Source organism: Ensifer sp. 22460 (assembly GCF_052044935.1).
Lineage (GTDB): Bacteria > Pseudomonadota > Alphaproteobacteria > Rhizobiales > Rhizobiaceae > Ensifer.
In genome coordinates this window covers 15,348-35,892 of sequence record NZ_JBQENZ010000026.1, presented here as the reverse complement: position 1 = coordinate 35,892, position 20,545 = coordinate 15,348, and the positions used below count along the sequence as shown (strand labels likewise).

Genomic DNA, 20,545 nt, shown 5'->3' with positions numbered 1-20,545 from the left:
GCTACTTCTCCCCTCGGCGCTGATAACCAGCTCGCCGGGTCAGGCCACGGAGCTCGCTCATGACGGCGGCCTGCACCCGCTGCACGTTCTCAAGGTTGATGTCCAATTCGCTGGGGTGGACACCCCGACCGCTATTCAGCGCCCTCGCGACTTGGTTCAGGTTGATGCCGATCATCCGCATGTCCTCAAGCAAGGCCGCCATAACCAACCGATCATCGGCGGTCAGGATTGGCCGAACGCCGGCGCCTTCCAAATTCAAAGAGCGAAAAAAGCTGGAGACTGTCATGTCGGCCGCGGCGGCGGCCGTTTCGATCGCTGCATGTTCGTCATCCGTGACGCGCACATGCAAAGTGCGATCCTTCTTCGGCGGCTCAAGAAAACCGTTGAATTTCCCCTCATCCATTGGCCGTGGCCCCCCTACTGGCGCTTGCGACGGATGATCGAGGGCTCGTCCCTCGATTGCAGGAAAAGGCGTAGCACATTTTTCCGTATCCTGCCACTCTCAATATAGATCAATTCAACCTAACAACCTCGAGCCGCACTCGCTTCGCTCGCCCGGTCCTCTAAACGTGGAAACGCTCACCAGGGTTCACCTCCGAATCCGCTTTTGAAGGCCTTTGTCAGCCCCTCGTACTCAGCTGCAAGGGACGCTCCGCTCTTCGCCCTTGCCGCTTCCGTGCGAGCGTCAAAGCCGGCCTCACGCGGCTCCGGGGTTCACTGATTTGACGGCGCCTGCAGGAGCAACCGCCGTATCCACAAGGAGCTTCGTGTGAAAATTCCACACGAGTTAGCAACACGGAGTCTCCACACGGTGTGGACTTGGTTTGATGGCCGAGATCGTCTACACTGTATGGTAGTAGCATGTTGCGATATCGTGTGAGCGATCGCTCACATCATGTGTGCGTTTTCGGCCCGGAAATAGCCGCGCACCCAACTAGCGGCCGAGATACCTATCGGCTGGCAAGAGGAGTTGCCACATATGCCTCTATGCATTTCAGCCGTCAGCGGCAAAGGCGGAGCCGGAAAGACGACAGCGGCAATTCTGATCGCGGGGGAATATGCCCTGCAGGGAAAGCGCGTCCTTCTCGTCGATGCCGACGGTCGGCAAAACCTGCAGGAATGGTGGAAACGCAGCGAGGCGAAAGACAATCTTCCTGAAAACATCGAGCTGGTCACCGCCGCGCGCCAAACCGCCATCGAACAGCTTTTGGAAAACGACGCGAACAGGTTCGACGTGGTGCTTATCGACTCGCCCGGCCAGGACACGGTTCTAAGAGATGCGATCATCTCCGGATCAGATATCGTGCTCACGCCAATCCAGCCGAACCAGGACGAGATCAAAGCGGCAGGACAGGCCGCAGCCGACACTGCCGATATCTCGGACAAAGTAGGCCGTCTGATCCCCCACGCCAATCTAGTCACCAGGATAACGTTGCCGGCCAGAGCGCTTGAAGCGTATCGGCTTATCAGACCTTTTGTGGAGAACCTGCGGGAAGGCGGCTACCACTCCTATCTGCTCGAGACCGAACTCATGGAGCGCAATTGCTATCGTGAGATCCGAAACGGCTACGGCACTTTGCAGATGTTGGAGCTCACGGATCCGGTAAAGAAAGCGAGAGCCGAAGTAATGAGCCTGGTTCAGAACATCGAGGACCTGCTGTCAGGAGAGAAAGAGGTAGCGGCGAATGGCTAAGGGTCAGACAACGGTTTCAGACTTTGCGGTCGCACCGCGCCGCAGCCGCACAGTGGACCCGGCTGCGAAACAGGACGATGCGTTCCTGAGCTCGGAGCGGATCTCAGAGGAAGTAGGCGCCGAAACACAGCCTAAGGCCCCCGCGCCGCACGCTGTCGAGGCTGATCAACCGCCAAGCCGCTTGATAGCACCGACAGAAGAGGCCCGGCGCGAGCGGTCGGTGAGCAAGGCCCTACAGAGAGAAGATTCGAGAGTTCGCCTCCGTGACCTGAAGAGGGCGCGCGATCGCGAATCCAAACATTACGTCAACTGCCCATTGAACTATGAGACGAAGAAACGGCTCGAGAGAGCCTCCTTCGAAAACGACGTGAAAATGACCAAGATCATGCAGGCCGCAATCGATCAGTATCTCAAAGATAACGGCTATTGACCGAAGATTGCCCATGGTTTCCCTTTCGGCCGAGTCTTCGGCGTTTGCATCGCGCCTCGTCTCGGCCGCCAGAGGATAGGGAAAAGAGCCCCGACCGAAAGCAAATTGCCCCAACAGGATCCGGCTGCGCATACCCGCAAACGTTAATTGCCGACGGATGTTGAAGCGAGACCGCAGTTGCTCGCACGGGCGAGATGAGACATACGCGAGCATCGTATTGGCTCTGGGTTAACGTCGGTCGCTGCCTTCGAGTTTCTCAGACAGACTCCGCCAGCGCGCAGGCGACGCGGCTCGGCCGGGATCAGTAACGAAACACATTGAAGCTGTTTTCCGAGCGAAGTCTTTAGGTTGGAAGAGGATAGCCGCTAAGAATCGCTAGTTGCGCTATTCTCCCGATTGCTTTCTTCTAGATGCAAATAGGCTCGAATCTCCGGGCAATGTTGAAGCATTTCGGTTCACCGCCTGAGGGAAGCTCGCCATCGAAAATTCCCCCAAAAAGATAGTGGACTCCGCAGCGTTCATCTGAGATGGAGCGTGCCAAATTGCTTCAACTGGGTGCATAGTGGCTGCCAAGGGCGGCTTGCATAAGAAGGTATGATCGGTGAGTGATTTAAGCAGCTATATGCACGCTCGGAATTTGGTGGAAACAACTGATCCGGAGTTGGAGAGGCCCGTCTATCGAAAGACTGGCTTCGACGGCATTCAAACATCCCATGAGATGGACGAGCGCATCTCCGCCTTCCTCAAGAAAACCCGTGAGGACAAGGGGCTTTCCCGCGCCGAGATGGCGCAACTGCTTGGACTTTCCGTGTCCGTTTACGGGAGATACGAACGCTCCGAGTCGCGCATGACGGTTCCTCGCCTTATTCATCTCTGCGAACTGATGGGCTTCATGCCGATGGACATGATTTTCGAAACCGCTCCCCACCTGTGGGGCAAGACACCGGAAGAGGCAGAGGATCGCCGGACGCTGACCAGGCTCATTGAGCACCTACCGCATGACACCATGCGCGATCTGATCGGGCTCCTGAAGCGCATGACGCCCACGCAACAAGACTAAGCTAAGTATCACCGGTACGAGCGACCGCCGGTATGGACGGACGGTGGCCGTCCGCGCGAGGCAGCGCAGCAAGTCGCTCTCGCTTAGGACCGTTGAAACGAGGAGTCCATCGCTGTAAGGAGCCACATTAGGCACGGCGCCTCAAGCTACCGTTAGGTTCAGAACTTATGAAAAAACCACAGCGCAGATTCGTTGTTGAGTTCAAATCCGGCCGCCGCCTGCCAAAAAGTGGGGCAAACTCGATTTGGGGGAACACCGATCTCAAGGCTCTTGCCCGCGAGGTTGAAGATCAATCCTATCATCTCTTCAGGGCCGGGAAGGCCTCTGTTCAAGACGTCAGGGAACCTGACCCTGGCACAAATGTTTCAATTCCTGCAAGCGAGCTTGCGGTAGAAGATGTCGCTCTTGAGCCGCCCACAAATCTGATAAGCGCAGGCAGCCTCGGATCCGTTTCAGCTGTCACCGATGAGGTTCCCGAGCCCGCGCCAACCGCAATCGAGCCGGCAACAGTGTTCAAGACTGTTAAAGCCCCCAAAAAGGCTCCTCGGAAACGAGTTGCTCGGGTCTTGCCGGCACCTGTTCCGAGCGCAAAAGATGTGCCACCGGCGAGGGCTGTGACAGCATCGACTACCTCGGACGATTTGGCCACGCTTGAAGCCGAAAACAAGCGTCTTCGGCACCTGTTGGCAAACAAGCTTCGTGCGCAAAATGCAGAGCTCAAGAGAATGCTTGAGCGGTTTTGACCGTCTCCGAGGGAAGCTTCGGCCCGAGAGCTGAAGTCGTTGCAGGCCCAAAGCCCGATCACTGCGGCGAAGCTCGCCTGTTATACTGACCCAGAATTCGAGGGAGCATTCGATGCAGTTTGAACTTGCGCTTTTGACTATGGTCACCAGGCAGATCATGGCCAATCCGCTGGAGGACGAAACGTCGGCTGCCCGTCTCAAACAGATCGCGCTCATGACGGTGATCGTGGTCGAGAAACTGCATGCCACCGCCTCGCCGATCACGCTGGCACAACTCGTTGACATGACCGGTCTCGCGAGAAACGTAGCTGCCCAGACGGTCGACCCGCTCGTAGAGCGCGGCCTTCTGATCGAGGAAATGGGCAAGAACTCCATGGGACGCGGCATGGCGCGGCAATTTCAGCTCGCGCCTGCGGTGCTCGAGGCTGTCGCACCTTTGATGGGCGCGCCGCTCGGCCGATCGAAGACGAAAGCCGAGGCTTGATGACGGGCTGACTTGCGCGCGAGCGCAGAGTTAGGGCGCGTTCGCCGCCCGTGCGAGTTCGCTTAGCCGCTCCTGACAAACTGTCTCAACAAGCTGAAGAAGATGCTTCGTCCGCTCGAGCAGCCAGCCGAGCCCCTCGTCGGTAATCTCGAAGTGCTTGGAGTAGCGTGCCTTCACATAGGCTTCGTTGAGGATGTTGTACCAGGCGGTAAAACGATGCTGGTCGCGCGGCCAAGCCTCGATCAGCCGCTGGTCGCGATCCTCAGCCAGGCCTCGGAGAAATTTGAGGTTGTGCGACGGCGGACTATAGTTCGTCAGGACGAGCAGCAGTCCTGAATAGGCTTGCTCTATTGACTGATGCAACAAAAAGGCTGCTTCCTTGAGTCTCCCCCGGCTGGCAAAAATCTCGGCTCCATCAGCAAACGTTTTGGCCTGGGGCAGGCGATCATCGAAGTATTCTTTGGCAAAGCGAAAAGCATCCGCCGGTGTCCGTGGGCGCGGCTCCGCCAGCGGCCGATCATCGAGTTCGTAGAGCACGATGCCCTCGCGCAGGATGTCGACGAAGAAATATTGGCCATCCGCGAGGAAGTTGTTCACTTCCCGGGCGCCATGAACTATCAACCCAACCGGCGTCGAAACAGTTTTGTCCCACATCAACCGGTCGTTCGCCTTGTCCCAATATTCCGGTTCCGCAAGCTTCTTCGAATTGACGATAACAAGGATGTCGTAATCAGAACGGTAGCCCTTCATCGTGTGCGGTTCGTCGACATAGGTGCCGCGGGCGTAGGAACCGAACAGGATGATTTTCAGAATCCGACCGCGCTTCTTGAAGTCGGCCGAGCCGCCCTCGAGCGCATCGGCAAACTCCTGGTGGAGGATCTCCACGACGCGGTCAAGCTCGCGCTGCTTCTTCTCGGGAAGATGTTCCAGGCTCGTTTTCATGTGCAACCGATAGGATAAAGACGACTCGCCGTCTACTACAGGAATTATCAGGCAGGTGCGCCTCTCCTTCACGGCACAGGTGGGCCGTAGCTCGCCGCACTTCACGTTCCGGCACACACGCTATAGATGCTTTGGAACTCAAGTTGATGTCGCTGGTTCGTGCCGTCGAATGACGTATTCTTAAAGCGTGACATCCTGGATTGGCGGGGGCTGCGATGGGTCAGAAAGCGGACGCGACGAAATCTCCCCGAACGCGCTCTGCGCCGATTCTGGCGCGCGAACGAGAGGTCGCGAAAACCGCGGCGATCAACGCTCTCCTCACCCGGCCAATCGGGATCCTTCCGGCGAAAGTTGGTGACCCGGTTAGACCCTTTGCGCTCGGGCTCTGGAATGACGTCCGTCCCCTGCTGAAACCGGAAGTCAGCGTCTCGGCTCTGCGCAAGGCGGTGGCAACCTATGTGCACTCGCGAAGCTATCAAATCGCGGTCGCGCGAGCCGGGTCCCTTCGCCATGACATCAACGGCGTCCCGGTCGAACCTGTCTCGGATGCCGACCGGATGGATGCGCTCAGCAAGTATGAAGGCTTCCAGGCGCGCGATGGATCCAGCAAGCCCAAGTCGGCATCTCCAGCTCAACCGACAAAGACAGAAGCGATCCGGATCGCCCTTCTGAGAAGGAAGGAAAACCCGCGCTAGATAGATGCCGTGGCACCCGACTTGGCAGCTCGCGGGCGGCGATCGCTGCGCATCGACAGACCGGTCCATCACGAAAATGAATCGGTCAGGCTCAATCGATTCATAAGTGTGGTTGGACGGGCGCGGCGCAACGCGCGACTCTACGCGCATGATCACGCAGCCCTATCGCCTCTATATCGAACGCAAGGACGCGACGAAGAACATGGCGCGGTTCTATTCGCTCGAGATCGGCAGCAACCTCTTCGGCGAAATCTGCCTCACACGTCGCTGGGGACGGATTGGCGCGCGCGGACAAACGGTGGCGCATCAGTTTTCGCGCGAAGAAGGCGCGGTCGGCCTCTTCCTTGATTTGGCGCGCCGCAAGCTGCGGCGCAGATATCGCCNCCGCCCGCAAAATGCTTCCAGGCGGGATCTGAGAAGAGCCACCCAACCTGGAAGCAAATACAGAGCGATGCACCTCACGCGGCGGCCGGATTGCCTGCAGTCGCGATCGCGACATTCGAACCTGGCTGCAGTCCGTGCAGGTAGGCAACCGCGCGTTCGGCATGAGCGGCCATCTGGAACACGGCGCGCTTTTCGTTTTTCAGGCACTTGAGCCAGGACGCAATGTAGGCCGCATGATCCTCCCGCGGCTCGATCGCGATGCCAAGGTCAGCCGAGAGGAAGACGCTGCCGAGTTCGGCGACCAGTTCTTCCTTGGCGTAGCCTTCGTCGCCCCATTTGTCGCGGCCAAGGTTTCGGTCGAGGCGGGTGCTCTTCATCGTCCAATGAACACATTCATGCGCCAGGGTCCCCGCGTGTGTTTCGGCCGATATGAAAGCGTCGAACACAGGCATCTGAATGAAGTCACCAACGGGATGGTAAAACGCCCTGTTGCCACCATGGCGGATGTCAGCACCAAGATTAGCGAAAAATCGATCGGCAGCTTCGACGCGTTGCTTACGCTGACCGTTCCCCGGCTCGGCCTCGGTCCCGTAGAAATGCTGCGGCAGGCCTTCGATTTGGCCGGCGTTGAAGGCATTGTAGCCCTTCATGAACGGAATGCGACGTTCTACTTCTTCGCCCTCCTCGTCAGTCTCTTTCCGCTCAATCGCATTGGCATAAACGACGAGAGTGGATTTCTCGCCCTTGCGGACATTGCCGCCAAGCTCCTGCGCCTGCCGAAACGTCATCCAGTAGTTCGAACTGTAGCCGCGCTCGGCCGCCGTCATCCAGAGCAGAACCGTGTTGATGCCGCGATAAGCAATCCCGTTGAGGGCATAGCGTTGGCTTCCCGCTAGACAACGCTCTCATGAACGTCATGGGCGTGGGAACGCACGGAAAGCCATCGCCGAGTTTACATCGGCGTGTCATGATTTCAACCTGACTGGGGTGCCGCGATCCGATCGGACGACGATTGATCACGCTCTCATCCGCGGATTGATTACCGCATTTCCCATCTTCGTCGCGGGCCTTCCTCACTCTAAGGACGGGCATGAGCCGCAAGCTCGCCCCAGCGTAGTCCGAGGATTTCCCATCATGCCTGGATTTCGCGGCACGCCAGTCAGGTTGCTATGTGATCGTCAGGCCCAAAGCCTCTCTGTTGCGGTGTCGACGCTGCCGAGTCGCTTCAGCTCGGCTGGACCTGGCGGCTCACATCCCAAACGAAGCCGGCCAGTTCGCGGGCGATGGCCGTGATCACTTTCGGCTGCGACTTGCCTGCGGCGACCAGGCGGCGGTAGCGCTGACACAATCGCGCCTGCGCCTTCCACGCAATGGCCCTGATCTCTTCCGAAAGCCCCTCGACGCGGATGCGGTAGCGTTTTTCCTCGCGGGCCGGAAGGCGATAGGACCAGGCGGCCTCGACCAGCATCGCCCGCGCCTGCGCATTGCCGGTCTTGGTGATCGCGCCGCGCCGGGTGCGTGTCCCGGTCGACGCTTCGGAGGGAACAAGGCCGAGCCAGCTCATCAGGTGCTTTGGCGTTCGGAAGCGGCCGAGGTCGCCGATCTCGGTCACCAATGTCGCCGCGATCACGAGGCCGATGCCGCGCAACGCCTGCAAAGCCTTGACGAGCGGTGCCAGCGACCAGCCCGGTATCGCCTCCTCGAGCATGCGGTCCAGCCTGTCACACCGGGCCTGTGCGTCCTCGATCCGGCGAATGCATTCGGCAAAGACAAATTGCTGGTGCGGGGAGGAGAAGGCCTGCTCTCCCAGCCAACGCCAGTGCATCCGTGTCCAGTTCGTCCGCCCGGAATACTTGCGCCCGTGCCGCAACAGAAACCCGAGCAGCATCTGGCGAGCGGCCACAAGATCATCTTTCGCCTGCCGGCGGGCCCGGACAAGATCGCGCATCGCCTCGTGGTCCTCGTCGGGGACCCAGATGGCCGTCAATTCGCCTGCCCGCAGCAAGCGCGCCAATGCAACCGCATCGCGGCGATCATTCTTGATCCGGTCGCCACGCTTCTTCGGCATCATCGCCGGCGCAATGACGCTGCAGACGGCCCCGAACTGGCGAAGCTGGCGATAGATTCCGTAACCGCACCCACCCGCTTCATAGCAGAAATGCGGATCGGAACCCGAACCGGAAAGCCGTTCGAAAAGGCGGCGAACAGCTTCCGGCGTATTCGGGATCGTTCCGTAAAACCGGACTTCGCCATCCCGACCGCCGTCAGCAATCGCAACGGCGATCGTCTCCTTGTGGACGTCAAGACCAATGAACTTCGTTTCTTTCATCGTCATCCTCCAGGTGAGCAACATAGGCGGCTCCCATGCTATTCACCCGCCCCGCGGACGGCGAGAATGACGATCATTGGGTCTAAGGGAGATCAAATCGCGAACACCAAACAGATCGTGCGCGGAACTTCTCACTTGGGTGGAGAGCGGAATTAGGTGGCCAAAGCGCTGAATGGCGGCGTTCGCAGACAGGAACCGTCATTGCTCACTGCCCACTCGCGGTGTTCCCCGCAAGAGATGAGTCCAGGCTGCATGCTGCAACTGGACTGCACCGTTGTGCAGAAAGCAGCGATGCATTCGACGGCGACGATGCTATGGCCAGCGGCGCATCGGGCAAGTCAGTGTTTCATACTAAAAGAAACTTGCCGCTGTGTCGCAAACGCGGCGACCGCCGTCATACGGCGCGGGCAGCTTCGCTGGTTCGCAGCGAACTTTTGAAATTATCTGCTGAACCGACGCTCTATTTGGCAAAGCCAACTCCTTGATCGACCTATTCTGGGTAACGCCCGATCCAGCTCAGAGGCACATCGCTGGCTCAACCGCGCAGGGCAGCAAAACATCCGGTCCGCGCCGGACGGAATTTAATCAGCCTCATCGATCCCGCACCCGCGAACCGAACAAGGAAAACGACATGTCACTGTTGATTACCATTGATACCGATCCGAGCTTCACACCAAAGGAGGCGGTTCCCGCACAGGACCGGCTCATTTCGGGGAACCCGCTCTTCAAGACCTGGGCGCAGGATGCCTCGAAAGGAGAGAAGGTGCTGACCGGCGTCTGGGAGGCGACGCCTGGCGAGCATCATTCGATCAAGGGTACCACCTACGAATTCTGCCATCTCATTTCGGGCCTCGTGGAAATCGAGGAGGAGGGCGGCGAGACGAAGACCTATCGCGCCGGTGACAGCTTCGTCATGAAGCCGGGTTTCGTCGGTGTTTGGCGTACGATCGAGACCGTACGCAAGATCTACATTTGTGTTTACGAGTGACAGCAAACCCAGGTGCGCCGACTGTGGCACACCTGAGACTTCCGGATGAGGCGACGCCGAGACTGGGGCAAATAGCAGCCGCGATGTGCGCCCGGCATCCGGCCCGGCACACCGATCTTGACCCTCACTCGTTCGAGAAGCCGACGATGCCCTTGATCTCGGTAAACTCGTGCAGCCCGAACTTCCCGTATTCCCGGCCGTTGCCGGATTGCTTGTAGCCGCCGAAGGGGGCGGCCGGGTCCCAGGCGGAGCTGTTGAAGCGAACGATGCCGGCGCGTAGCCTGCCTGCGAGCGCCCGCGCTTGCTCGAGATCGCCCTGAATATAGGCGGCGAGGCCGTAGGGCGTATCGTTGGCGATCGCGACTGCTTCCTCTTCGCTGTTATAACCGATGATCGACAGCACCGGGCCGAAGATCTCCTCGCGCGCAATCGACATCTGGTTGGTGACGCGGGCAAACACCGTCGGGCGCACGTAATAGCCGGCATTGAGATGCGACGGGCGGCCGAGGCCACCGGCGACGAGCTCCGCTCCTTCGGCGATGCCGCGTTCGATCAGCGCCTGGATCTTGTCGAACTGGGCGGCGCTTGCGACCGGTCCGAGGTCGGTGCGCGAATCCGAAGGCGGACCGACGACGAGCGCATCCGCTTGCCTCGCGGCGATCGAGCTTGCCTCGTCCATGCGCTCCGCCGGCACCAGCATCCGCGTTGGCGCAGTGCAGGTCTGGCCGGAATTGCCGAAGCAGCGGCGGACGCCAGCAGCGACCGCGGCAGAGAAGTCGGCGCTGCGCAGGATGATGTTCGGCGACTTGCCGCCGAGCTCCTGATGCATCCGCTTGACGGTCGGTGCCGCGGCCTGCGCCACGGCGATGCCGGCGCGGGTCGACCCGGTGAAGGACACCATGTCCACGTCCGGGTGGCTGGCGAGTGCCGCACCCACCGTGGGCCCGTCGCCCTGGACGAGGTTGAAGACCCCCCTGGGCACGCCCGCCTCATCCATGATCTCGGCGAAGATCACGGCATTGAAGGGAGCGATCTCCGAAGGCTTCAGCACCATGGTGCAGCCGGTGGCGAGCGCCGGAGCGACCTTGCAGGCGATCTGGTTGATCGGCCAGTTCCACGGCGTGATCATCGCAACGACCCCGACCGGCTCGTGCACGATGCGCGTGGTCCCCTGCATGTAGTCGAAGGCAAAGGTCCCGAAGGCATTGATCGTCTGCTCGAAATGGGCAGCACCAAGGGCGGCCTGCTCGGCCCGGGCCATGGCGAGCGGCGCGCCCATTTCCCGTGAGATGACATCGCCGAGCTCGTCATTGCGGCGCTTCAGGATCGTTACAATGCGCTTCAGCAGTTCGACGCGCTCTTCCTTTGGCGACTGCGAGAAGGAGGCAAACGCCCGCCGCGCGGCCGCGACCGCCTTTTCCGCGTCGGCGGCACTGCCGAGTGCGATCGTACCCGTCGGCTGCTCGGTCGAGGGATCGATGACCTCAAGTATTTTAGACACCGAGGGCTCGATCCACTGACCGTCGATATAGAACTTGTGGGCATGTTTCATTGGTGGCTCCCATGGATGGCGTCCTGCGCGCCATCGGCGGCGCGTTCCAAGAATCCGGCGACAGCGACGATGGCTGCCTCGGTGTGCGGCAAAGCGGCCAGTTCGCCCAGTGTCACCGGTTTAATGGGCGGGCGTAGCCGATAGTAACCGACCTCGCCGGGCGGAACGTTACGGCGATGCGCCAGCAGTTCAACCGAGGTCAGACCGCACAGCCGGCCCTGGCATGGTCCCATTCCGCATCGTGTGAACGCCTTCATCTGGTTAGGGCCCGGCACGCCGAGCGCCGCAACTTCACGCAGCTTGCCGGCTGTGATTTCTTCGCAGCGGCAGACGATGGTGCCGTCGTCCTCGGGCGCGCGAAACGTTTTGCCGGGCCGGAACCGATGCTCGAGGAAAGTCCTGCCCCTGAGGGCAAGAGAGAGCTTTCGCGCGAGTTGGTTCCGGCGCTGTTGGTAGGCACCCTGGCCAATGCGATTTAGGTCGAGCGCCGCAGACAGGCCCGCGAGTCCTCCTTGGTGAGCCGAGGCAACCGCCCCGACAATTCCCGCCGCATCACCGGCGATCGAAACCCCCGGAACCGAACTTGCGCCGCGAACGTCGACGGTCGGGCGGAAGGCTGCCAGGCGCTCGTCCCAGGTGTAGTCGCACCCGGCTGCCAGCGTGAGATTGAGGTTCGGCGCGATCCCCTGGTGCAGAAGGAGCAGGTCGCCCTCTATGTGCAGGGACTTGTTGCCGCGACGAACCCGCAAGGCGCTGAATTGTCCGGAACCGACCGCCTCGATCGCAGTCACCCCGCGGATGACACGGGTTCGACGGTGAACCTCCAAAAGGAGCTTCAGGCCCTTGAGGGCGTAGGGCGACGTGGCAAAGCTAAGCACGTGAGGCAGGGCCAAGCGCCAGTTCTCGACTGGCGTGGTATCGACGACCGCTGTCACGGACACGCCTGCCCGCAGAAGTTGGCTTGCAAGCAAGTACAGCAGCGGCCCGGTCCCGGCGAGGATGGTCCGTCCCGAGGGCACGAGGCCTGACGACTTCACCAGGATCTGCGCCGCTCCCGCCGCCATGACGCCGGGCATGGTCCAACCCGGGAATGGGAACGGGCGCTCGAGCGCGCCGGTTGCGAGAATCACTCGATCGGCGGCGATCGGCCGAGCAATGCCGCCGAGCGAGATCCCGACCTCGAGCGCATGCGCGCCGTCGCCCGTTTCCTCGTCAGCAGGCCCGACGCTCCACACCGTCGCCCGGCGGGCATAGCTCAAGTCTGCGCTCCGGAACCGCTCGATGAGCCGCCGACCGGCAGCGTAGTCCGGCCCCATGCGCGTGAGATCGGCATCCGAAGCACGGTCGACCGACCGATAGATCTGGCCGCCGGGCGATTCATTTTCGTCGGCCAGCAATACGGCGAGGCCGTGGGTCGAGGCTTCGATGGCTGCCGAGAGGCCGGCGGGCCCGGCACCAACGACGACGAGGTCATAGGCAGGCGCGAGATCGGCGGCAGACTGAACGTTTTGAATCATTCTTCCTGCCCCGGCATGGCCGCGCCGTCCTGTGTTTCGACCCGCATTCCCGCCACCACGGTGGTCATGCAACCCTGCCGGTTCGGCCGGCCATCGATTTTGACGAGGCACTCGAAGCAGACACCCATCATGCAGTAAGGACCACGGGCGGCGCCGGACACCGGGGTGCGCCGCGTGCTGCAATGTCCCGCAGCCAACAGTGCAGCGGCAACGCTATCGCCTTGGCGGGCCATGGTCGGCACGCCGTTGAATGTGAATGAGACCGAACTCTCTTTTCTGTCAGACAGCCGCCGGAACATGGAACCTCCGGGAATGAAATACTGAAAGATCCTCAGAAAGCGCCCCGGCCGAAATTTGCCGCGGCAGAACCAGCGCGTGGTTCGCCGCCAGCGTCACGCCGGAATGACAGGCGCATGCAAACGCACCTGGAAACCTCTCCGATTGCTCGTAAATGGGGTAGCCGTCCGGGGTCACCACACGGAATGCGGCCCAGATCCGCACCGCCTTGGCTTCCCTGAGCAGTGGGAAGGCGCGTAGGGCGCGTTCGGCCAGAACTGCGGTGATTGGTCCTCGCGGTCGCTGATGATCGATCGTCGCCTCCTTGCTCTCACCGATCAGTACAGAGCCCTCGTCTGTCTGTCGCAGATAGCCGGTAGCATGGCTGAGGAAGGGCTTCAGCCGCTCGGTGACGATGATCTGGCCGCGACTGGGCGAGAGCGGAACGTTCAGCCCCACCATCGGGGCGAGCGCAGTGTTACCGATGCCGGCCGCAAGCACGATCTTGCCGCCAACGAGCCTCCACCCGTCTCCGGCCAGTTCGAACGCGCCGGCGCGATGGCGGATCGCAGTCGTCTTCCGGTGCGGCAGATAATGAACGCCACGCTGCTGCGCCGCCTTGTGAAAGCCCGCGAACAGCCGCAGCGCGTTTGCGTGACCATCGAGCGGGCTGAAAATTGCGCCTGCCACCGTCTCGCCGACGAGAGGCAAGCGGCGGCGCGTCTCCGCCTGATCGAGTATCTCATATTCGAGCGGCGGCGTTCCTTCCGCGTCCATTCCTGGTTGGCCGGCGAGCTTCGCCATCGATGCTATCCCGCGTTCCAGCTCCGTTGGCGTGAGCCGAATTGAGAAGCCGCCCGACTGGACAAAGCCAGTGTCGATGCCGGTTTCGCCCTTGAGTTCGGCTGCCAGCTGGTGCCAGTTCGCGGTCGAGGTTCGCGACCATCGCGAATAGGCGGCGTTGCCGAGGCCCTTGCTTGAGCTCCATACGAGACCGAAATTCGCCCGGGCGGCCCTGTTTGCCAGATCGCCTTCGTCGACGATTGCAACCCTTTGTCCGCATTTCGACAGACCCCAGGCTATCGATACGCCTACCAGCCCGCCGCCGATGACGATTACGTCGTAATCCATTCCGCTAGCTTCCCTCGGCGCGTATCCCCCACGGCTTTCTCCGGATCTGGCCTCACGATCAGATTGCGCCGACTTTGACTTTCGAACCATCAAGGAGGCGCGACAGACGGAAGGGAGTGGGGTCGACACAGGGTGTATCATTGGCAACCAGGTCGGCCGCCAGGCGGCCGATGCCCGGGCCAAGGCCGAAGCCATGGCCGGAGCAGCCCGCGGCCAAATAGAGACCTCTCACACCGTCGGCCGGCGAGATGACCGGCACCGCGTCCGGCGTGAAATCCACGTACGCTCCCCAGCTGTCGGCGACTTCGACCCCCGCCAACGCAGGAAACTGCTCCGTGACACGTTTCAAAATAGCCGCGATGGTGCGGCGGCTCGGCGGTGGGTCAAGAACGCGCATCCGCTCGAAGGCCGACGGTTTACTCTTGTTCAAGCTTCCGAATGCCTCCGGACCCTGGAGGAAGGATTTGCCGATGCCGAACTGCACCGCTTTCAGACGCTTCATGAACATCGGCATGAACCAGCGGGCGTAGCGAATGCCTTGTGGGGTGATGTCGAGCATCGCCCTGCCGCTGATCGCAAGCGTGTAGCTGCCATCCAACCGGCGGGTCAACGCACACTCCGGCGTATAGATCGCTTCGCCCAAATTCGCTGTCGGCCGCGTTCGAAGCGCCGTCTGGCGCACGCTCGCCTGCGGAAACAGAACTCCGTGCTGGCGACAAAACATGGACGTCCAGGCACCGCCGGCGCAGAGAACGGCTTGTGTCCGGATGGTCCCCTTTTCGGTGATCACCCCAGCTACCGCTCCATTGACCAGATCGAGGCCTCGGGCAGCGCACTCCTGGTGGATCGTCGCTCCGAATCTGCGAGCGCCGTTCGCGATCGTCGGCGCGGCGATGGCGGGTTCGCCCTTGCCGTCAGCGATCGAATGCACTCCGCCCAGCCATCGGCGGCCGTTCGCCGGAATCGTGGCAGCCGCTTCCTTGGCGCTCAGCATCTTGGTATTGACGTTGAACTGGCGGGCCGTATCACGCCATGCTTCCCATTCCGCCAGTTGCTGCGGATTGTCCGTAGCGTAAAGCAGACCGCATCGACGGAAACCGACGTCCTCTCCGATTTTGGACTCGAACTCACCCCATAGCCGCAGGGCGACACCCGATAGCGGCAGCTCGCGCTCATCCCGGTTCTGTTGGCGGCACCAACCCCAGTTGCGGCTCGACTGCTCGCAGCCGGCATGGCCCTTTTCAACCAGAGCGACGGACAGTCCCCGCTCCGCGAGAAAGAAAGCTGCCGTTGCACCAATAATGCCGCCGCCGATGACGACGACATCCGCCTTGGCGGGAAGCTCTTGATCGTTTTGTATGTGTTTGACAATTGGAGACATGGGGGCTGACCTGAATTATTTTTTCGGCCGATCTATACGGCACTGTTTCCTGCCCCTCTGGCAGGAGCATCTGAGGCAATGACGGCTATCGCATCGACTTCTACGAGATAGCCGTAGTGGAGTTCCGGCACCTGAACGACCGTGCGAGTCGGGCGGGAAGCGCCCAGGCCTTGCCGTTCGAACGGATGCATTTCGATGACGCCTTCGGCCGGAAGCAGGAAATTCCCGACGGGCAGGGGCAGGTCTGGATCAAAGCTTGGGTTCATCGCGCGCCCTCGAAGTGAGCTCATATGACGGTACCGAAGAAAGGCGAGCAGCATGCATCGAATGCAAATGCAGGGATGGCAGAAAGTTCGGTTTTTGGCGGCGCGACGGTCAAATCTTCGGCCGTCGCGCGGGTAAGTTACAGAGCATCGTCTGACGACAGTGGTTTTGAATCGACTTCCGGTCGAGCACGACAGATGCCGCGATCGGGTTCGTATCCCCCCTGCTGTTACAGGCTCAAATTGAAGAGCGTGCACAATTAAAAACAGAGATATAAGCCATGACTACAGGCATTCATGAGTCCCCTGCGCTTGCCATGATCCATACGGTCCCCGGGATCATCCCCGCGTTTAACGAACTCGTTGGCCACCATCTGCCCGCTTGGCGCCCGTTCAACATGTTGGATGAGAGCCTGCTGGGGAACACGATCCGCGAAGGCACGCTGTCACGTCAGACCATGCGGCGGCTTGCGACTCACATCTGGTCGGCGGTGGATGCGGGGGCTTCGGCGGTCCTCGTCACCTGTTCGTCGCTCGGCCCTGCAGTGGATGCGGCAATGCCACTCTGCCCCGTCCCCCTCTTCCGTATCGATGACGGGATGGCGATCGAGGCGATCAACCGCGGGAATCGAATCGGTGTCCTCGCGACCCTGGCTACAACAATGGAGCCTACGACCCGGTTGATTGAACGCCATGCGCAAAGAATGAATCGCGACGTTTCCGTCGCCAGTGGTCTTTGTGAGGGAGCCTTCGATAAATTGCGAAACGGGGACAGGGCGGCGCATGATGCGATGATACGCGAGGGCCTCGCTTCGCTCGTGGGCAGTGTCGACGTGGTTGTTCTTGCTCAAGCATCAATGGCGAATGCCCTGAAAGAAATGAGCGAGATGTCGGTGCCAGTACTTACTAGCCCTGAACTCGGTGTGCTGCACATGTCCTCCGCACTGAATGCGCGCTCCCGCGTCCAGGAAAGTGCTCAAAGTTAGGTCAGCGGTTTGCCTGCTTTCAGCAGTCCCGAACAGGCCGTCTTGAAGCCGCGCGATCCGATCGCAAAGCAGTGATCAAAGAAGGCATCAGGCGTCGCGGCATCGGCTGAAAGAGACAGTTTGCTGCAAGTCTCCATCGGGTGGTATCCGCGAAGAAAGGAAAAGTAGTGCTTTTAGGAGTGATCGCCGACGATTTTACCGGCGCAAGCGATATTGCAAACACAATTGCAAAGGGCGTGGCGCCTAACGGTGGACTGCGCACCGCCCAGTTTCTCGGCGTACCGAAAACCGCTGCATCTGCCGACGTTGAGGCGGGTGTGGTTGCCCTCAAAAGCCGAACTATTCCAGTCGAGGAGGCGGTAGCGCAATCCCTTGACGCCTTGAACTGGCTTCTGGCCCAAGGCTGCCGGCAGATCGTCTTCAAATACTGCTCGACATTCGATTCCACCCGTGACGGCAACATTGGACCCGTGGGCGAAGCGCTTGCGGCCGCACTCGATGTGAAAAGCGTCGTCGCATGCCCGGCGTTCCCAGGTGCTGGCCGCACCGTCTACATGGCGCACCTGTTCGTCCATGACCGGCTCCTGTGTGAATCCGGAATGCAGAACCATCCGCTTACACCCATGACGGATCCCGACATTCGCCGATGGCTGCGATACCAGACCCGATCGTCCGTTGGGCATGTCGCGCTTGATACGGTTCGCAAGGGTGCCGAGGAAGTCGCCGCTGCGCTTGCCGCGAAGGATGACACGTTGGTAATCGTCGATGCGACATCCGATCAGGATCTGATCACAATCGGGTCGGCGATTGCCGACCATAAGCTGGTAACAGGCGGGTCTGGCATAGCGATTGGTCTTGCTGAGAACTTCATTCGGCGCGGCCAAGCTTCAGGAAACTCAGGCAGGTTGATCGGAACAGACGGGCCGGACGCGATCCTGGCGGGAAGCTGCTCTGGTGCGACCCGCAGCCAGATCGATGTCCACAAGCAAAACCACCCGACGCTAGCCATCGACGTCGACAAGGTGATGAGCGGCGAAACCACCTCCGACCACGTCGTAGAATTTATAACGGGCAATCACGGCCAGGCCCCGCTTGCCTACTCCTCCGGTACACCTGAAGAAGTCAAGGCCATTCAGGCGAAGTATGGTCGCGACAAAGTCGCAGCCAAGCTCGACGCCCTCTTCGCCGACACAGCCCTCAAGCTGATTCAATCGGGCGTGACACGGTTGGTCGTTGCTGGCGGCGAAACGTCTGGCGCAGTCGTATCAGCTCTGGATCTTGGCGCGCTGACGATTGGGCAGGAAATTGATCCAGGCGTGCCAGTCCTCCTTTCCGATGGCGACAAGCCGATCGCTCTTGCCCTGAAGTCAGGCAACTTCGGCTCTGCCGATTTCTTCGTCAAAGCGCTGGAAAGGTTGAAAGCAAATTGAGTAGCTCGGAAAACAGAATCCGCGAGGATATCGTACGCTTATCGCGGTCGCTCTATGAACGTGGTTTCTCGGTCGGTTCCGCAGGCAACATCAGCGCGGCCGTTGATGACGTCATCCTCATGACACCCACGAACTCCTGTCTTGGCTTTCTAGATTCCGCCAAGATCAGCAAAGTCACGCGTGATGGTCGGCACCTGTCAGGGGACAGACCATCCAAGGAAATTTTTCTGCACAAGGCATTTTATGAAACGCGGCCCCAGACCGGAGCGGTGGTTCATCTTCATTCAACCTATGCAACCGCGCTCTCCTGTTTCACCGACATCGACCCTGACGATTGCATCCCGCCGCTCACCCCATATGTTGTGATGCGCGTGGGCCAGGTCAAACTCTTGGAATACGTGCGGCCGGGAGATGAGAAGGCGGGAGATTTGATCCGGGCGCTCGGGGGGAAATATGCTGCAGTGCTTCTCGCAAATCACGGCCCGGTCGTCACCGGCAAAGATATTTCCTCGGCCGTCTATGCGGCGGAAGAACTGGAAGAAACCGCGAAACTGCTCCTTATGCTGCGTGGCCTGCCAACGCGGATGTTGTCGGATGAAAACGTGGTTGAGCTCAAGTCCGTTTTCGGCGCGTATTAGCCCCTCCGCTTTTCAAAGGCGACGGCCATAATGTTGTCGCTTCATCTTTCGAGCCAGGATCGGAGTTTAACGAGATTGAACGTGATCTCGGGCCAATTGACTTCCGGATCAACAACGCCAGCAGCGCAACTTCAACGACGGTGGGAACTCTCCCGGAAGAGTCCATCCATTCATCCAGAGCAGCAACTTCGTCGAACAACGCCGGCGGCGGCCGCCCGACGACGGGCGCTTCCTTCGGCTGAATCGCTTTAACAGCAACTGGCCTGGCGTTTGGCTTCGTGACGCGCCGCTGCACTTTTCTCGGTTTCGCCGATTGTCCGCGTTCTGACGCGTGTTCGTCGGCGCGCGGCGAATCGACCGTAATGGCCACGGACACCAGCTCGACTATTTCGGCCGGGACAACGAGGTTACCGGTTGGGTCAGCCGACGTGTCCGGCCCGTCAACCGTCGCGCCTGCACCGTCGTCGCTCCGATCCAAGGGTGCCGGAATGCCCTCTTCCGGAGCGAACGATGGTTCGTCCGGCTTCGACGTTTCGGCTTCCGGCGGGCTCGCAGGCTCCTTGATCGTCCGGCCAAAAGACGTCAAACCGGCCAGGTATTTCCAGGGTGACTTCATCGTGCGCCCTCATCTCACGCGATGGCGTCGGCACCCATTGCTAGGACCGTAAGCCACCAAAATGTAGGAGGAGGCCGATCGCGCAGACCGATCGGCCATCACCGAAAACGATCAGGAAAGACCGAGCCGCTTGCGCAGGTCCGCGTTCTCGGCCCGCAGCTTTTCGGCCAGCGCCTTACGGAGTCGTGCATTCTCTTCTTCGAGCTGAAGCAGGTCCGCGATGTCGTCAAGGACCGGAGCTGCCGCTGCGGTGGTTTGCTTCGGCGCTCGGGTCTTTCCGGCGCCCTTGGCGCTGTTCTTTGCCGAGGTCTTGCCGCCGGCCACGACAGTGGTCACGCCTTCGGCCGACGTCGCGGAATTCTTCCGGCGTCCCCTTCCCGTCTTGACACCATCTTCCTTTGGGGCTTCGGCGGTCGCTCCCGCAGCGACGTTCTTCGGCTTCGGGCCCCGGCGCTTTTTCGGCGGCGCAATTTCCGCCGGGGTGGTCGTCGTCTCGACGGTCTCGATATTGTTGTCGTCTGCCATGGCTGTTCCCTCTGCAACTATCAGGCTTATTTCCAACGCGGAAAGGGCAGAGTCAATGAGACTCTCCGGTCCGCAACAACCCGGCTGTCAAAAGACGGCGCCGCTTTTCGGCAGCTTGAGACTTTCGCAGAGGCGTGAACTCAGCGAATGGGTTTTGTACGGGAGCCCTTCTCCATCCAAAAACGCTGTACAGGCGTTGGCGGGCTCCACTGATCAGAGCCCTTGCTCGGTCTACCACTACGACTGTGCCAGAGCTCCGTAACCGGTCTCTTGTAGAGCATGCTCTCGTTGGCCGCGATTTCAGGATCGTAAACTCTTGCATCCCACACCGCCGGTCCCACTTCGGAGATGGAAACGGAAAGGGAAGCATCGCTTGAACCTAAGATGGTTTTCGCGGCTTCGACTACTTTCGCGGCGAATTCCTGCTTCTGCTCCTCGGTGCGGCCAGGGAACATCTTTACGGCTATGTGCGGCATTTCCAT

Annotated in this window: 22 protein-coding genes and 2 pseudogenes; 11 read left to right on the top strand and 13 right to left on the bottom strand. The window is 60.4% G+C overall.

What is annotated here, in order from left to right:
• Position 1 precedes the first annotated feature (1 nt).
• Positions 2 to 403: a plasmid mobilization protein gene (locus tag ACTJKM_RS27115; RefSeq protein WP_440661325.1), complete on the bottom strand. Its 402-nt coding sequence runs from the start codon at positions 401 to 403 to the stop codon at positions 2 to 4.
• A gap of 576 nt (positions 404 to 979) precedes the next feature.
• On the opposite strand from ACTJKM_RS27115, the gene ACTJKM_RS27110 reads away from it, so the two are divergent.
• From ACTJKM_RS27110 to ACTJKM_RS27090, 5 genes are all read left to right on the top strand, one after another.
• A complete protein-coding gene (locus ACTJKM_RS27110) occupies positions 980 to 1,693 on the top strand; it encodes an AAA family ATPase (RefSeq protein ID WP_440661323.1) in 714 nt (237 codons plus the stop codon).
• Positions 1,686 to 2,123 (top strand): hypothetical protein, encoded by a 438-nt coding sequence (locus tag ACTJKM_RS27105; protein WP_440661321.1) that lies wholly within the window; start codon positions 1,686 to 1,688, stop codon positions 2,121 to 2,123. Before ACTJKM_RS27110 ends, ACTJKM_RS27105 begins: the two co-directional genes overlap by 8 nt.
• Positions 2,124 to 2,745: 622 nt before the next feature.
• A complete protein-coding gene (locus tag ACTJKM_RS27100) occupies positions 2,746 to 3,183 on the top strand; it encodes a helix-turn-helix transcriptional regulator (protein ID WP_440661397.1) in 438 nt (145 codons plus the stop codon).
• A 167-nt stretch (positions 3,184 to 3,350) separates the two neighbouring features.
• The gene (locus ACTJKM_RS27095; RefSeq protein ID WP_440661320.1) at positions 3,351 to 3,926 is read left to right on the top strand and encodes a hypothetical protein; all 576 of its coding nucleotides are present in this window, start codon (positions 3,351 to 3,353) and stop codon (positions 3,924 to 3,926) included.
• Positions 3,927 to 4,038: 112 nt separating this feature from the next.
• Entirely contained in the window at positions 4,039 to 4,410 is a 372-nt protein-coding gene (locus ACTJKM_RS27090; RefSeq protein ID WP_440661318.1) for a hypothetical protein, read from the top strand.
• Positions 4,411 to 4,440: 30 nt separating this feature from the next.
• On the opposite strand, the gene ACTJKM_RS27085 is transcribed toward ACTJKM_RS27090, so the two are convergent.
• Positions 4,441 to 5,352 carry a nucleotidyltransferase and HEPN domain-containing protein gene (locus ACTJKM_RS27085; RefSeq protein ID WP_440661395.1) on the bottom strand — a complete coding sequence of 304 codons (912 nt, stop codon included), beginning with the start codon at positions 5,350 to 5,352 and terminating at the stop codon, positions 4,441 to 4,443.
• 215 nt (positions 5,353 to 5,567) lie between these two features.
• Here ACTJKM_RS27085 and ACTJKM_RS27080 point away from each other — a divergent pair, with 215 nt between their 5' ends.
• Positions 5,568 to 6,047 carry a ProQ/FINO family protein gene (locus ACTJKM_RS27080; protein WP_440661316.1) on the top strand — a complete coding sequence of 160 codons (480 nt, stop codon included), beginning with the start codon at positions 5,568 to 5,570 and terminating at the stop codon, positions 6,045 to 6,047.
• A gap of 148 nt (positions 6,048 to 6,195) precedes the next feature.
• Positions 6,196 to 6,429: pseudogene (locus ACTJKM_RS27075) on the top strand (WGR domain-containing protein); the annotation flags it as partial.
• 76 nt (positions 6,430 to 6,505) lie between these two features.
• Here the strand turns inward: ACTJKM_RS27075 and ACTJKM_RS27070 are convergent.
• A complete protein-coding gene (locus ACTJKM_RS27070; RefSeq protein ID WP_440661308.1) occupies positions 6,506 to 7,258 on the bottom strand; it encodes an ArdC family protein in 753 nt (250 codons plus the stop codon).
• Positions 7,259 to 7,656: 398 nt separating this feature from the next.
• Positions 7,657 to 8,760 carry an IS110 family transposase gene (locus ACTJKM_RS27065; RefSeq protein WP_440661307.1) on the bottom strand — a complete coding sequence of 368 codons (1,104 nt, stop codon included), beginning with the start codon at positions 8,758 to 8,760 and terminating at the stop codon, positions 7,657 to 7,659.
• Positions 8,761 to 9,391: 631 nt separating this feature from the next.
• Here ACTJKM_RS27065 and ACTJKM_RS27060 point away from each other — a divergent pair.
• A complete protein-coding gene (locus tag ACTJKM_RS27060; protein ID WP_334197404.1) occupies positions 9,392 to 9,748 on the top strand; it encodes a cupin domain-containing protein in 357 nt (118 codons plus the stop codon).
• A gap of 124 nt (positions 9,749 to 9,872) precedes the next feature.
• Here the strand turns inward: ACTJKM_RS27060 and ACTJKM_RS27055 are convergent, their stop codons facing one another.
• From ACTJKM_RS27055 to ACTJKM_RS27030, 6 genes and pseudogenes are all read right to left on the bottom strand, one after another.
• Positions 9,873 to 11,300, bottom strand: coding sequence for an aldehyde dehydrogenase family protein (locus ACTJKM_RS27055; protein WP_440661305.1), 1,428 nt, complete (start codon positions 11,298 to 11,300; stop codon positions 9,873 to 9,875).
• Entirely contained in the window at positions 11,297 to 12,817 is a 1,521-nt protein-coding gene (locus tag ACTJKM_RS27050; RefSeq protein WP_440661303.1) for an FAD-dependent oxidoreductase, read from the bottom strand. Before ACTJKM_RS27050 ends, ACTJKM_RS27055 begins: the two co-directional genes overlap by 4 nt.
• Entirely contained in the window at positions 12,814 to 13,116 is a 303-nt protein-coding gene (locus ACTJKM_RS27045; RefSeq protein ID WP_440661302.1) for a (2Fe-2S)-binding protein, read from the bottom strand. Before ACTJKM_RS27045 ends, ACTJKM_RS27050 begins: the two co-directional genes overlap by 4 nt.
• On the bottom strand, positions 13,097 to 14,224 hold the full coding sequence (locus ACTJKM_RS27040) for an NAD(P)/FAD-dependent oxidoreductase (protein ID WP_440661300.1): 1,128 nt from the start codon (positions 14,222 to 14,224) through the stop codon (positions 13,097 to 13,099). The genes ACTJKM_RS27045 and ACTJKM_RS27040 overlap by 20 nt, the downstream gene beginning before the upstream one ends.
• 58 nt (positions 14,225 to 14,282) lie before the next feature.
• Positions 14,283 to 15,605 carry an NAD(P)/FAD-dependent oxidoreductase gene (locus ACTJKM_RS27035; protein ID WP_440661298.1) on the bottom strand — a complete coding sequence of 441 codons (1,323 nt, stop codon included), beginning with the start codon at positions 15,603 to 15,605 and terminating at the stop codon, positions 14,283 to 14,285.
• A 32-nt stretch (positions 15,606 to 15,637) separates the two neighbouring features.
• Positions 15,638 to 15,772: pseudogene (locus tag ACTJKM_RS27030) on the bottom strand (RidA family protein); the annotation flags it as partial.
• 377 nt (positions 15,773 to 16,149) lie between these two features.
• Between ACTJKM_RS27030 and ACTJKM_RS27025 the strand changes: the two are divergent.
• The 3 genes from ACTJKM_RS27025 (at position 16,150) to otnC (ending at position 18,922) form a co-directional block, all read left to right on the top strand.
• Positions 16,150 to 16,854 (top strand): aspartate/glutamate racemase family protein, encoded by a 705-nt coding sequence (locus ACTJKM_RS27025; RefSeq protein ID WP_334197410.1) that lies wholly within the window; start codon positions 16,150 to 16,152, stop codon positions 16,852 to 16,854.
• A gap of 167 nt (positions 16,855 to 17,021) precedes the next feature.
• The gene (otnK, locus tag ACTJKM_RS27020) at positions 17,022 to 18,284 is read left to right on the top strand and encodes a 3-oxo-tetronate kinase (protein ID WP_334198714.1); all 1,263 of its coding nucleotides are present in this window, start codon (positions 17,022 to 17,024) and stop codon (positions 18,282 to 18,284) included.
• A complete protein-coding gene (gene otnC / locus ACTJKM_RS27015; RefSeq protein WP_440661295.1) occupies positions 18,281 to 18,922 on the top strand; it encodes a 3-oxo-tetronate 4-phosphate decarboxylase in 642 nt (213 codons plus the stop codon). Before otnK ends, otnC begins: the two co-directional genes overlap by 4 nt.
• Here otnC and ACTJKM_RS27010 read toward each other — a convergent pair.
• The 3 genes from ACTJKM_RS27010 to ACTJKM_RS27000 form a co-directional block, all read right to left on the bottom strand.
• On the bottom strand, positions 18,897 to 19,538 hold the full coding sequence (locus tag ACTJKM_RS27010) for a hypothetical protein (protein ID WP_440661293.1): 642 nt from the start codon (positions 19,536 to 19,538) through the stop codon (positions 18,897 to 18,899). The two genes, otnC and ACTJKM_RS27010, sit on opposite strands and share 26 nt — an antisense overlap.
• A gap of 111 nt (positions 19,539 to 19,649) precedes the next feature.
• Positions 19,650 to 20,063: a SyrB-like regulator gene (locus ACTJKM_RS27005; protein WP_334196999.1), complete on the bottom strand. Its 414-nt coding sequence runs from the start codon at positions 20,061 to 20,063 to the stop codon at positions 19,650 to 19,652.
• A gap of 140 nt (positions 20,064 to 20,203) precedes the next feature.
• On the bottom strand, positions 20,204 to 20,539 hold the full coding sequence (locus tag ACTJKM_RS27000) for a tautomerase family protein (RefSeq protein ID WP_440661292.1): 336 nt from the start codon (positions 20,537 to 20,539) through the stop codon (positions 20,204 to 20,206).
• Positions 20,540 to 20,545 lie beyond the last annotated feature (6 nt).

Excerpts from the sequence above, each read along its gene's own strand:
- ACTJKM_RS27115 (WP_440661325.1), bottom strand. The coding sequence starts at position 403 with ATGGATGAGGGGAAATTCAACGGTTTTCTTGAGCCGCCGAAGAAGGAT.
- ACTJKM_RS27110 (WP_440661323.1), top strand. The coding sequence starts at position 980 with ATGCCTCTATGCATTTCAGCCGTCAGCGGCAAAGGCGGAGCCGGAAAG.
- ACTJKM_RS27105 (WP_440661321.1), top strand. The coding sequence starts at position 1,686 with ATGGCTAAGGGTCAGACAACGGTTTCAGACTTTGCGGTCGCACCGCGC.
- ACTJKM_RS27100 (WP_440661397.1), top strand. The coding sequence starts at position 2,746 with ATGCACGCTCGGAATTTGGTGGAAACAACTGATCCGGAGTTGGAGAGG.
- ACTJKM_RS27095 (WP_440661320.1), top strand. The coding sequence starts at position 3,351 with ATGAAAAAACCACAGCGCAGATTCGTTGTTGAGTTCAAATCCGGCCGC.
- ACTJKM_RS27090 (WP_440661318.1), top strand. The coding sequence starts at position 4,039 with ATGCAGTTTGAACTTGCGCTTTTGACTATGGTCACCAGGCAGATCATG.
- ACTJKM_RS27085 (WP_440661395.1), bottom strand. The coding sequence starts at position 5,352 with ATGAAAACGAGCCTGGAACATCTTCCCGAGAAGAAGCAGCGCGAGCTT.
- ACTJKM_RS27080 (WP_440661316.1), top strand. The coding sequence starts at position 5,568 with ATGGGTCAGAAAGCGGACGCGACGAAATCTCCCCGAACGCGCTCTGCG.
- ACTJKM_RS27070 (WP_440661308.1), bottom strand. The coding sequence starts at position 7,258 with ATGACGGCGGCCGAGCGCGGCTACAGTTCGAACTACTGGATGACGTTT.
- ACTJKM_RS27065 (WP_440661307.1), bottom strand. The coding sequence starts at position 8,760 with ATGAAAGAAACGAAGTTCATTGGTCTTGACGTCCACAAGGAGACGATC.
- ACTJKM_RS27060 (WP_334197404.1), top strand. The coding sequence starts at position 9,392 with ATGTCACTGTTGATTACCATTGATACCGATCCGAGCTTCACACCAAAG.
- ACTJKM_RS27055 (WP_440661305.1), bottom strand. The coding sequence starts at position 11,300 with ATGAAACATGCCCACAAGTTCTATATCGACGGTCAGTGGATCGAGCCC.
- ACTJKM_RS27050 (WP_440661303.1), bottom strand. The coding sequence starts at position 12,817 with ATGATTCAAAACGTTCAGTCTGCCGCCGATCTCGCGCCTGCCTATGAC.
- ACTJKM_RS27045 (WP_440661302.1), bottom strand. The coding sequence starts at position 13,116 with ATGTTCCGGCGGCTGTCTGACAGAAAAGAGAGTTCGGTCTCATTCACA.
- ACTJKM_RS27040 (WP_440661300.1), bottom strand. The coding sequence starts at position 14,224 with ATGGATTACGACGTAATCGTCATCGGCGGCGGGCTGGTAGGCGTATCG.
- ACTJKM_RS27035 (WP_440661298.1), bottom strand. The coding sequence starts at position 15,605 with ATGTCTCCAATTGTCAAACACATACAAAACGATCAAGAGCTTCCCGCC.
- ACTJKM_RS27025 (WP_334197410.1), top strand. The coding sequence starts at position 16,150 with ATGACTACAGGCATTCATGAGTCCCCTGCGCTTGCCATGATCCATACG.
- ACTJKM_RS27010 (WP_440661293.1), bottom strand. The coding sequence starts at position 19,538 with ATGAAGTCACCCTGGAAATACCTGGCCGGTTTGACGTCTTTTGGCCGG.
- ACTJKM_RS27005 (WP_334196999.1), bottom strand. The coding sequence starts at position 20,063 with ATGGCAGACGACAACAATATCGAGACCGTCGAGACGACGACCACCCCG.
- ACTJKM_RS27000 (WP_440661292.1), bottom strand. The coding sequence starts at position 20,539 with ATGCCGCACATAGCCGTAAAGATGTTCCCTGGCCGCACCGAGGAGCAG.